Here is an 11,925-nt window from a genome sequence, read left to right on the forward strand (position 1 = left end):
CCCTACGGCAAGGCGCTTCAAGCTTGAAGCAGCGCACCACGGGTGTCAGACACCCCCCGCGGCACCCACCTCCTTCCGCCGTGTCAGACACCCGGCCACACCTCTTCCCCCCGTGCCGCCGTCTCATACGGGTGTCAGACACTTACCCCATGCAGGTGTCTGACACCCCTACGGCAAGGCGCTCCAAGCTTGAAGCAGCGCACCACGGGTGTCAGACACCCCCCGCGGCACCCACCTCCTTCCCCGTGTCAGACACCCGGCCACACCTCTACCCCCCGTGCCGCCGTCTCGTAGGGGTGTCAGACACTTGCCCTTACGGGTGTCAGACCCTTACCCATGCAGGTGTCTGACACCCCTACGGCAAGGCGCTCCAAGCTTGAAGCACCGCATCACGGGTGTCAGACACTCCCCCTCCAACACCCCCAAAAACCCCAGAATTTACAAATATTTATTAAATGTCGAACTACTACTAACGTGATTTAGTTGCGTTCCTAAATACCTGAGAGAAGTTGATCCCTACAGTGTCCATACCGCTGGAATTCGCACATGGCGCGCATGCCGTGGGCGTATTCCAGGGCTGCGGCACTCGGCAGTCCGGACCTTCCGCCAGCGTGCCGCGGACTTGCGGTCAGGCCTGCATCGGCAAGCCGGGCCCGATCAACTCCAACTCAGGAATCGCAATATGAAACGCAGTCTCCTCGCATCCCTCATTTCCTCCGGTGCGTTGTTTGCCGCCTTGGCGCCCGCCGTTTCCCATGCCCAGGCGTTCGACGGCCAGATCCGCTTCACGGGCAAGGTCTCGGCCATAACGTGCAAGGTCAACGGCCAGGATGCCGGCCTCGGCAACATCAAGGATGTACCGCTCGGCACGCACGCCCCGGCCCTCTTCCTTCCCTTGGCCCAGGGCGCCAGGCTCCCCGCCAGCGAACAGCCCTTCAGCATCGTGCTGAGCGACTGCTCCGGAGGCGGCACGGCCGCCATTTCGTTCGACCAGGTCGCCACGCAGATCAACACGCTCTCCGGCAACCTGAGGATCAACACCACGCTGCCGGCGACCGGCCTCGAAATCGGCATCTGGAACGCCGGCAACGGCAAGACCAGCAAGGTCACGCTGGGCCAGGCCCAGGCTCCGGCCGAAGTGCAGACGGTCACATGGGATCCCGCCGCGGCGACTCCCACCAATGGCGGCAGTCTGGACTTCATGGCCGCCTACATCAAGACGGTGCCGGCGGCCACGGCCGTCACTTCCGGCAGCGCGGGTTCCGACATCGGCTTCATCGTGGCTTACCAGTAATCAACAGGAGCCGATGGCATGACGCCCATGGTGCGTACCGTTATTCGTTTGCTGGCCATGGGCGTCGTGGCATGGGCCGCCGGCGCCGGCGTGGCGCGGGCGGCCCTGGTCCTGGAAGGCACGCGCATCGTGTTTCCGGGCGATGCCAAGGATGTCTCCATCCGGGTCCGCAACACCGGCGCCGAACCGCTGCTGGTGCAGTCCTGGCTGGACGACGGCAGGCCGAACGCCTCGCCCGACACGCTGGTCGTGCCGTTCCTGGTGTCGCCGGCGGTGACCCGGATCGAGCCGGCATCCAGCGGGGTGCTGCGGCTGTTCTACACCCGCCACCCCCTGCCGTCAGACCGGGAGTCCGTCTTTTATTTCAATGCGCTGGAAACGCCGCCCAGCAGCGGCAAGGAAAACGTCGTCGGCCTGAAATTCCGCACCAGGATCAAGCTGTTCTTCCGCCCTTCGGGCCTGCCTGGCCGCGTGGAGGATGCGCCGCCCAGCCTGCGGTGGTCGCCCGTCGCCGGCGGCGGATCGGTCGAGGTGCACAACCCGACACCTTATTACGTGTCGCTGCTGTCGGTGGACGTGGCGGCCAAGGGCGGCCGCCGCGCCAGTGTGGGCAGCGGCATGGTGCCGCCTTACGGCAGGGAACGCTTCAACCTTCCCGCGGGGACGCAGGCGGCCACGGACCAGGCCGCGGTGCATTTCACTGTCATCAACGATTTCGGCGGCACGCAGGCCTTCGACAGCCAACTGATGGCGCCGTGACGGCCCACGGGCCGGGCCTTTTATTCATTCTTTTCATCCGGAATTCGAAACGATGTGTTTATCGACGCGGGCAGGCGCGCGTCCTGGGCACCCGTGCGCGCAAAGGCGGCGGGGGGGCGCCTGGGCGCCGGGCATCCTCTTGTTGGTGCTGATGGCGACGGCCGGGGCTGGCGGCGAACAGCAGGACTCCGTGCGTTTTGACGTGAAGATGCTGGTTCGCGGAGTCGGCGACGAACAGATAGACCTGTCCCGTTTCGAACGCCCCAACATCGTGTCGCCCGGCCAGTACCGCGTCGACGTGCATGTGAACGGACGATGGCGCGGCGCGCTAGCCATGGATTTCCGCGGTTCCGGGCCGGAAGGGGCGCAGCCCTGTTATACGGCCGAATTGCTGCGCAGCGTTGGCATCGACATGGACAAGATCGGCCGCAATGCCGCGGAGCGCAGCGAGCGGACACTGGGCGACGTGCCGGTCTGCGACGGCCTCGCCAGCTACGTGCCCGGCGCGCAGGTGAAGTTCGACATGGCCGAGCAGACCCTGTCCCTGACCGTGCCTGCGTATTACCTCGACTCGGGCAATGCCGGCACCTATGTGGACCCGGCCTATTGGGACCGCGGCATTACGGCGGCGCGTCTGGGCTACACGACCAACCTCTACACGCAGGAAACGAACGGGCAGCGCCGTAGCCGGGGCTACCTGAGCCTGAGCGGGGTGCTGAACGCCGGCGCCTGGCGCCTGCGGCACGACGGCTACGCAAGCTGGTCGTCCCGCACAGGCACCACCTACCAGCGGGGCCAGTTGTACGCCGTCACGGACCTGCCCGCCTGGCGCTCGCAGCTTCTGCTGGGGGAAACCTCGACGGACGGGCGCTATTTCGACGCGGTCTCGTTTCGCGGCGTGAGGCTCAGCAGCGACGAGCGCATGCTGCCCGACGACCGCCGCGGCTACGTTCCCACGATCCGCGGGACGGCCCGGAGCAATGCCGCGGTCAGCGTCTACCAGCGCGGGTTCCTCGTCTACGAAACGACGGTGGCGCCCGGCCCGTTCGCGATCGAGGACCTGGGCGCGGCCAGCTACGGCGGGGACCTCACGGTGCGCGTCACCGAAGCCGACGGCCAGGCCTGGAGCTTCATCGTGCCGTTCGCCACCGCCGTGGATCTGCTGCGTCCCGGAGAGACGCGCTATTCCGTCTCGGTGGGGCAGGCCATGGCGTCGGGTTACCGCAGCAGCGGCCAACGCGTGTTCGAAGGCGTGGTGCGCACGGGGCTGAGCGACCTGATCACCGGCTATGGCGGCCTGGCCTTCAGCGACTACTACAGTTCGGTGTTGGCCGGCGCCGCATTGAACACGCGGCTCGGGGCGTTCTCGGGCGACGCCACGGTCGCCCGCGCCCACCTGCCGGGGGGGCGGACGTCCGGCTCCAGCTACCGCGTTTCCTACAGCAAGAACCTGCCCAATTCCGGCACCAATTTCTCGCTGCTCGCGTACCGCTATTCGACCAGCGGGTTCGTGGGGCTGAACGAGGCCATCGCGCTGCGCGACGCCCCGCACGTCGGCGGCTACGGGGACCTGGGCAGGCTGCGCAACCGGCTCGATACCTACATCAACCAGGATCTGGGCGGAAATGGCTCGATGTACCTGAATGGCTCGGCGCTGCAGTACTGGAACCGCCCGGGCAGCGCGCTCAACTACAGCGTCGGCTATCGCAGCAGTTTGGGCCGGGTGTCCTATGCGCTGAGCCTGCAGCGCGTGCATGCCCTTTCCGCGGGCGGGCTGTACACGCCGAACCGCGGCCGCAGCACCGTCGTGACCCTCAATCTGTCCATCCCGCTGGGCAGCGGCTCGTCGGCGGCCGCGCCGATGTTCAGCAGCTACACCAGCCACAGCAACCTCTCGGGCACCGACTCCGCCGTGGCGGTCTCGGGGGCGCTCGGGGACACCGGCAGGCTGAATTATTCGCTGTCGGCGTCCCGCAGCAGCCGCGCGGATACCTCCACCGCCAGCGGCAACCTGGATTACAGGGCCTCCGTGGCCAACGTGGGCGCCAGCGTGTCGCAGGGGTCGGGCTATCGCCAGGCCGGGCTGCGGGCCCAAGGCAACGTGCTGGCCCACGCGGGCGGGGTGACCTTGTCGTCGTCGCTGGGCGAGACCGTCGGCCTGGTGCGCGCGCCGGACGCCGAGGACGCCCGCGTCGGCATGGACCGCGGCAGCCGCGTGGACGGCCGCGGCTACGGCCTGGCCGCCAACCTGGCGCCGTACCGCCTGAACACCGTGGAACTCGACCCCGCGGACATGGCCGACGACGTGGAATTGCTGGCCAGTTCCCGCAGCGTGGCGCCGCGCGCCGGCGCCGTGGTGCTGCTGGACTATCCCACCCGCCGCGCCCGGCCGGTGCTGGTCAGCGTGCGGCAGCCCGATGGCGGCGTGCTGCCGTTCGGCGCCGAGGTCTTCGACCTTGCCAGCGGGGAATCCGTGGGCGCCGTCGGGCAGGGCAGCCGCATCGTCATGCGGGTGCGCGATGACCAGGGCGAAATCCGCGTGCAGTGGGGGCCGGACGCCGCGCAGCGTTGCCGCGTCGGCTATCGCCTGCCGCCGCGCCAGGGGCGGCAGGACGGTTTCGACATGCTGGACGCGGTCTGCGAACCCGAGCCCGAACCGCCGCCTCCGGCCGTCGGCTCGCCCGTGGCGGGGTTGTTGCCATGAGCCGCGCGCGCCGCCGGCTTGCGCTGGCATGCGCATTCGCCGCGCTGGCCGCAAGCGCCGGCGGGGCGCGCGCCGATCTTTCCGTGGACGGCACGCGCTTCATCTATCCGGCGCAGGAAAAGGCCATCACGCTGCGCGTCGGCAATCCCGGCAGCGCGCCCATCCTGGTGCAGATCTGGCTGGACCAGGGCGAGGCCCAGGACGACCTCGCCCGCTTGCGGGTGCCCTTCACGCCGATGCCGCCGCTGTTCCGGCTGGACCCCGGCGAACGCAAGGCGGTCCAGTTGCGCTATACCGGCGAGCCGCTGCCCCAGGACCGCGAGTCGCAGTTCTGGATCAACTTCATGGACGTGCCCGCGGCGGGCGAGCGGCGCGACGGGCTCAAGGTACAGATCAGCCTGTCGATGAAGCTGCTGTTCCGGCCCAAGGGCCTGGCGGGCGAACCGCGCAAAGCGCCGGGCGAATTGCGCTGGACCTACGACGCGGCCGGTTCGGCGCTGGCGGCGGAAAACCCGACGCCCTACAGCGTGACGCTGAGGACGCTGCGCGTGCGCGGCGCGCGGGATGCGGGCCTGGAAGGCGTGACCGTGCCGCCCTACGGGTCGGCGCGCCTTGCCTGGCCGGGGCCGCTGCCGCGCGCCGCGCGGGAACTCACGCTGGACTATGAAGCCGTGGACGACCTGGGGCTGGCCGCGGCGGGCAGCGCCCGGGCGGAAGCCGCCGCCGGTTCTTGAAACTTCGCTTGCGGACGCCCGCGTCCGCGCGCTCTCTAGGAGAAAACCCATGTTCGACTTACGTTTGTCCGTTGCGCGGGCGGCGCTGGGCCGACCCCGCGGCAAGGCCCTGGCGGGCGTGGCCCTGGCGGTCTGCCTGGCCGTGCCGGGCGGCGAGGCCGCCGCCGCGCGCAAGGCGGTACAGGACTGCGTAGTGCAGAAACTCGGCGAAGGCGCGACCACCGGCAGCCCCTGGAATCCACCGCAGGTAGGCAATATTGGCAGCAGCGTGCCGGAGGGCACCGTGCTGGCCACGCGCACGTTGTCGATCTCTTCGCAATACCGGTACGCGGACAACGTGCAGGTCGATTCCCATGTGGTGCACGGCGCGTACTGGAGCGGTATGCCTTGGTTGTCGGGCATTTCCATCGTGCCGACGAATGTTCCTGGCGTCGGCCTGCGCGTCAAGCCGGCCGGGGCGTGGGAACTCAAGTTCGAACCACGGGAGATCAGGGCCTATGCCAGCCGCGCGCTGGAAGGGCCTGCTCAGGGTGGGTCCCTCGATGCCTTTGCCAGCGGTATCACAGTGGAATTGGTAGTGACGGGCACGATACCGTCGGGAGTCTACGAGGTCACAGGGCCGGATTCCAACTCTTCCGCTGCGCGGATGACGATCAAGATGGTGCAGACGGCTTCCCAGCCCGCCTCCGGCGTAGATATTTCGCTCGAATCCGGCGTGCTTCCAACTTCGGGGGCTGTGTGCCGCAACGAAGCATGGTTCAGCGTCGCAGAACTGATCACCATCGGCGGGGTGACGCCGCCTCTCGTCACGGCCGTGTGCAATGTGGACGCCCGCTACGTGGGGTACGGGCGCGAGGTCACAATGGGCCGGGTGGCGGTGGGGGACTTCCCTCGTCCGGGGGCGCGTGCCGGCACCGTGCCGTTCTCCATCTCGCTCAGCGACTGCGCGGCGGGCGCCAAGCCCAAGCTGGCGCTCTACGCCGGGGTGCAGGGGCTGGTGCCCGGCGTGCCGGCCTTGCGCGTCGACTCGGCGTTCGGCTATGCCCGCAACGTGGGCATCGTGCTGACCAGGCAGGGCGAGACGACGCCTTTGGTCATCGGCGCCGGCGCGGGGGACCTGAACTTTTATCCGTTTTCCAGCCGGCCTGCCGTCCAGGGGGCAACCGTCAATTTCGACCTGGAGGCGCATTATCAGCGCACGGACCACGACACGCCGGTGGCGCCTGGCGTCAGGCCCGGAAGGGCGAATTCCAGCGTGCGCTTCCAGGTGCGCTACGACTGATCCGCGCGGATCGGCAACACGGAAAAGCCCGGCGCCGCTTTCGTGGCGCCGGGCTTTTTCACGGCCTTGCGGGGAGCCGCCCCCGCGGTTTCCTCCTGTTAGAAGTAGTAGTAGGGCGGATCCATCACTCCATAGTTGATGCCCGCGGGCGGCACCAGCGCGGCCTGGCCTTGCGCGAAGTTGCCCTGCATAACGCCGTAGTTGACGCCGACCAGCCCGCCGTAGATTTGGCCCGCGTTGTTCCGGTAGTCGATCTTGCTGGCGGCGATGGAGTAGTTGATCTCGCCGAAGTTGACGCCGGCCAGGCCGCCCAGCGTCGCGCCCGTGGCGGTATAGCAGTAGCTGCCGTTGGCCGAGTAGTTGTACGCGCCGATCACCGGGCCGGTGGCGGTGGAGTGCTCGATCTTGGCGTTCGCGTGGTTCATCCCCGCGATGCCGCCCAGGTTCGAGTAGCTGCCGCCGGCGACGCTGCCCCATGCCATGCCGGTGTTGATGGCGCCCGCGTTCTGCCCGGTGATGCCGCCCACATTGCTGTATGTGCCGCCCTGCGCGCGGCTGCTCGAGCCCGAAGCCAGGATCGTGCCCTGGTTGAAGCCGACCAGGCCGCCCACCGACGCGTTGTTGCCGGCCCTGACATCCAGCACGCGCGAGGTGCTGTACGCGATCGTGCCGCTGTTCTGGCCCGCCAGGCCGCCAGCGCGGGTGGCGGCGTTGCTATTGGCTGCGTTGACCAGCGCGCCGCTGGCTTCGCCGTTGTCGATGGACGCGCCGACGCCGTTGGTGCCCACCAGGCCGCCGATGCTCGACGCCGTGCCCGTGTCGCGGACGATGCCGCTGGCCTTCACGTCGGCCAGCGCGCCGCCGGTGCCGTTCAGGCCGACCAGGCCGCCGGTGGAGGCGCCGTTGTACGCGACGACTTCGCCGGAGGCTTCGGACTGGCGGATCGAGCCGGTGTTCTCGCCGACCAGCCCGCCCATGTTGCTGCCGGCGCCGCTGGAAACGCGGCCGGTGCTCGTGCTGCCGGCGATTGCGCCGCTGGCGCCGAGGCTCTTGCCGACCAGCCCGCCGACGCTGCCTTGGGCGTTGCCGGAGACCGCGCCGGTGCTGCTCACGCGCTCGATGAATCCGTCCTGGTTCAGGCCCACGGCGCCGCCGGTGTTCACGTACGCACTGCTGGCCGTGACGGCGGCCGTGGTGAGCGAGTCGGCGATCCTCCCGCCGAGGTTGGCGCCGGCCAGTCCGCCGATCCCGCCGAATTCGTGGCGCAGCAGCGAGCCGCTGACGATGCCTTCGCTGCGGCTGCCCGTGATGATGCCTCCGTCGTTGCCGTTCTTCGCATTGACGCCGACCAGCCCGCCCAGCGCATAGGTCTGCGTGCCGCCGTAGACTCGGCCGGAGAAGCTGGAGTTGTCGATCGTGCCGCCCCGGTTGGTGCCCGCCAGGCCGCCGGTGGCGTTGGCGTGGTAGCCGTTGCCGTACAGCGTGGTGTTGGCCACCTTGACGTTGGCGATGCGGCCGGTGTTGTAGCCCACCAGGGTGCCGATGGACATGGGCCCAAGGTTGGGCTGGCCGGAGTTCACGCCGATGGCGTCCAGGTTGAGGTCGCGGATCACGCCAGCCGAGGCCGCGAACAGGCCGGCGTTGGCGCCGCCGCCGCTGACGCTGAAGCTGCTGAGCGTGTGGCCCAGGCCCTCGAAGCTGCCGTTGAACACGCCGCGCTGGCCGCCGATGGACTGGAACGTGCCCGAACCGCGCAGATCCGTGCCCAGCACGTAGTAGCCGTAGAGGTTGTTGTTGACGGCCTGCATCTGCGCCAGGTTCTGGATGACCGTGTACTGCACGCCGTTGGAGGCGAAGCCGGCGTTGGCGCCGGACAGCGTGATCACGGCCTGGCCGGGCGCGCCGCCCAGCACGTAGTTGGCGGTGGGCGCCATATGCGGGCCGGCGTTGGGGGCCGGCATGGACGTTTCAAGCGACAGGCGGTTGGAAAGGCCGCTGAGCGTGATCTTGTTGTTGATGTCGATGCGTTCGTCGGCGGCCAGATTGAGCGCGGCCTGGCCGCCCGTGGCGGTCAGCGCGCCGTTGACGGCGACCTTGCCGGCGCCGCCGTGCCGCGCGTCCAGGGTCAGCGCGTTGCCGCTGGCCCACGCGATCGGCGCGTTCACCACCACGTCGCCAGCGGTGCTGCGCAGTTCGACATTGGTGGTGGCGAGATTGTGCGCCAGCGTATCGGCGTGGATCGTGGGCTGGGCCGCCGTGGCCGTGTTTTCGACATTGACGGCCGCGCTGCGGATGCGGAACGTGCCGGTGCTGCCGTTGCTGGCGCGGGTGTCGACCTGGGTGGCCAGGCGCACGGCCACGTGTTCGCCCATTACGTCGACGGTGCCGCCGTTGCCGTAGGTGGCCAGGGCGCTGGCGTTCAGGCTGCCCGCCACTTGCACCAGCCCGCGGTCGCCGCCGTCAAGCACGATCCTGCCGCTGCGGTTGTTCAGCGTCTTGGCTTCGATGACGCCGCTGTTGTTGACCACGGTTTCGTACGGGCTGGCCGGCCCGGAATGGCGGGCCTGCAAAGCCACCTGGCCGCCGTTGGCCCGGATCGTGCCGGCGTTGCTGGCCAGGGCGTAGGCGGAAGGGGCGCTGATTTCCAGGCTGAGCGGTCCGTTGCCCATGCGCAGCGTGAACGCCTGGCCGCCGCCCAGGGCGACCGAGCCGCCGTCGGCTTGCAGCGTGCCGTAGTTGACGGCATGGGCGCCCAGCAGCGCGATCTCGCCGCCCGCGGAGGCGCGGATGGCGCCGTAGTTCTCGATCCGGCCGTTGGAAACGGGGCCCGCATCGAACGCGAACACGCCGTTGGCGTTGTTCATGAACGCGGAAGGGTCGATGCTCCGCGTGGACGCGACCAGGCCGCCCACGTTGACCTGTGCGCCGGCGCCGAACACGATGCCGTTCGGATTTACCAGGAACACCTTGCCCAGGGCGTTGATGGAGCCGCGGATCGAACTTTGGGGGCCCCCGCCGCTGACATAGTTCAATGTCATGTCGTTCGCGCTCATCTGGTTGAACGTTACGCGTTCATTGCCGTTGACGTCGAAGGACTGCCAATCGATGACGGCCTTCGACGAGCTTTGGTTGATGATCGTGTCCGTGGCGTTTTGCCAGATGGCGGCGTTGCCGTGGGTGACCTTGCCGCCCGTCGGGCCCGCGAGCGCGGACGGCGCCAACGCCGTCAGGCCCGCCGCGGCCAGCGCCGCGGCGACCAGGCGCGCGCCCGTCACGCCGGACTTGCCGCGCCGGCGGGCGCATTCGCTGGCCACGGTCCAGCATGCCTTGCTGGCGTTCCATATCACTGCATGGGTCTTGTTCATGTCTTTCCTTAGGGGTTGGAGAACGCGCCCGGCGTGGCCGGGCGCGGTGCGACAGCACTCGGGAACGGCCGGTCAGAAGTACCGCTTGGCGCGCAGCCAGAATCGCGGTTCCGCCCGTGGGCCGCTGTGTTCGTCTTCCTTCTGGATGGGCCAGGCCACGGCGGCCATTACCTGGTGCCGCGGGCCGGATTGGGTCAGGCTCAGCCCGGCGGCGGACAGCCGCCGGACGTTGCGGGCGTCGTTCCAGGGGCGCCGGTTGACGGTGACGCGGCCCGCGTCGGCGAATGCCGCCAATTGCAGGCCGGGCGCGGGCAGATAGCGCAGTTCGGCGGTGGCCTGCCAGCCCTGGTCGCCGCTGGCCTCGCCGTTGGCGAAGGCGCGCACGCCATAGGGGCCGCCCAGGCTGAATTCCTCGGAACCGTCGAGGTTCCTGGACGCCAGTTGGGCGTTGAACTGCCCATACAGCATGAAAGGCCCGGCCAGGTTCTGCTGGCGCAGCAGCGTCAGGTTGGCCTTGCCGAAGCCGCCCGCGCTGCGGGTGTAGGCCTGGTCGCTGGCGCGCAGGCGCGGGCTGTCCAGCCGCAGCGACCCCCAACCCAGGGACAGGAAGCCGGCGCTGCGTCCGCCGCCGAACAGGCCGTCTTCGCCGGTGGCCGACAGCGAGGCGGTGGTGATTTGCACGCGCTTGCCGTCGCGGATGGAAAACAGGTCCATGGCGTCGCTCAGGCGCTTGTCTTCGTACAGCAGTTGCGCGCGCAGCCGGAAATGGCGGCCGTAGACGAGCGGCTGCTCGACGAAGAAGCCGGTGGTGCGCGCGGTGCCGTGCGCCTCCAGGATGGTGAAGTCGCGGCCCAGTTCATAGCGCATGTGGGACAGGCTCAGGCCCAGGCGGGTCAGCGCGGGCCCCACGGGCACCCGGTAGGAAGCCTGGTAGTAGCGCTGGCGCCGGTCGCTGGACAACAGGCGCAGGCCGAGCTGGTCGCCCAGGCGCAGGGGGCTGTCGATGTCCAGGTTGCCGCTCAGGCGGTACTCGCCCGTGTAGTAGCCGCCGAAGTTGTCGGCTTCGAGGCTGCCCGTTGCCAGCGGGGCGGGTTCGGCGTCGATGCGCAGCGTGGTCGACCCCGGCGCGGAGCCGGGGCGCAGCGTGCCCTGCACGGCGGCGCCGGGCAGGTCGCCCAGGCGTTGCAGCAGGCTTTCCAGGCGGCCTATGTGCACGGCGTCGCCGGTGTTCAGGGACGAAAGCCCCCGGCGCAGCACCGCGTCGTCCACGCGCGAGCGGTTGTCGAGCGCGATGTCGTCGTACACGCCTTCCTGCACCGCGATATTGACGACGCCGTCCTGGATATCCTGCGGCGGCAGATAGGCGCGCGCCAGCAGATAGCCGCGGTCCTGGTAGTAGCGGGTGATGCGGTCGGCGGCGGCGCGCAGGCCGTCCAGGTCCTGTTCGGTGCCCGCCAGGTCCGCCAGCGCCGCTTGCAGTTCGTCGTCGCCGTAGACGCGGTTGCCGGTCAGCGTGAAGCGCCGCAGGGCCAGCCGGGGGCCGGCCGCCTGGCCGGTCGCCGACGGCGCGGCGGGCGGCGTGGCGGAGTCGTCCAGCGTCGGCCGCGCGGGCCGCGGCGCGATGGCGGGCGCGGTGCTTTCGATGTCGCGCATCGACCGGCCGGCGTCGGGAATCTGGGCGTGGGCGGCGGGCGGCGCGGCGGAGAACAGCAGGCAGGCCAGGCCGATGCGCAGGCGGCGTCCGGCCGGTGGGAAGGGAGGGGGGAACGGCATGAACGTGCTACCGG

The 11,925-nt window shown here is 69.3% G+C and carries 7 protein-coding genes; 5 read left to right on the top strand and 2 right to left on the bottom strand.

Annotation, left to right across the window (positions count from 1 at the left end):
* The first annotated feature begins 682 nt into the window (after positions 1-682).
* From AVE30378_RS03780 to AVE30378_RS03800, 5 genes are all read left to right on the top strand, one after another.
* The gene (locus tag AVE30378_RS03780; RefSeq protein WP_129239435.1) at positions 683-1,294 is read left to right on the top strand and encodes a fimbrial protein; all 612 of its coding nucleotides are present in this window, start codon (positions 683-685) and stop codon (positions 1,292-1,294) included.
* An 18-nt stretch (positions 1,295-1,312) separates the two neighbouring features.
* Positions 1,313-2,053 (top strand): fimbria/pilus periplasmic chaperone, encoded by a 741-nt coding sequence (locus AVE30378_RS03785; RefSeq protein WP_129239436.1) that lies wholly within the window; start codon positions 1,313-1,315, stop codon positions 2,051-2,053.
* A 190-nt stretch (positions 2,054-2,243) separates the two neighbouring features.
* On the top strand, positions 2,244-4,757 hold the full coding sequence (locus tag AVE30378_RS03790) for a fimbria/pilus outer membrane usher protein (RefSeq protein ID WP_244234952.1): 2,514 nt from the start codon (positions 2,244-2,246) through the stop codon (positions 4,755-4,757).
* Positions 4,754-5,491, top strand: coding sequence for a fimbrial biogenesis chaperone (locus tag AVE30378_RS03795; protein ID WP_129239437.1), 738 nt, complete (start codon positions 4,754-4,756; stop codon positions 5,489-5,491). The genes AVE30378_RS03790 and AVE30378_RS03795 overlap by 4 nt, the downstream gene beginning before the upstream one ends.
* A 49-nt stretch (positions 5,492-5,540) precedes the next feature.
* Positions 5,541-6,773, top strand: coding sequence for a fimbrial protein (locus AVE30378_RS03800; RefSeq protein ID WP_129239438.1), 1,233 nt, complete (start codon positions 5,541-5,543; stop codon positions 6,771-6,773).
* A 98-nt stretch (positions 6,774-6,871) separates the two neighbouring features.
* On the opposite strand, the gene AVE30378_RS03805 is transcribed toward AVE30378_RS03800, so the two are convergent.
* A complete protein-coding gene (locus AVE30378_RS03805) occupies positions 6,872-10,138 on the bottom strand; it encodes a two-partner secretion domain-containing protein (protein WP_129239439.1) in 3,267 nt (1,088 codons plus the stop codon).
* Positions 10,139-10,210: 72 nt separating this feature from the next.
* Entirely contained in the window at positions 10,211-11,911 is a 1,701-nt protein-coding gene (locus tag AVE30378_RS03810; protein ID WP_165360068.1) for a ShlB/FhaC/HecB family hemolysin secretion/activation protein, read from the bottom strand.
* Positions 11,912-11,925 lie beyond the last annotated feature (14 nt).

The sequence above is a fragment of the Achromobacter veterisilvae genome, assembly GCF_900496975.1.
Taxonomy (GTDB): domain Bacteria; phylum Pseudomonadota; class Gammaproteobacteria; order Burkholderiales; family Burkholderiaceae_B; genus Achromobacter; species Achromobacter veterisilvae.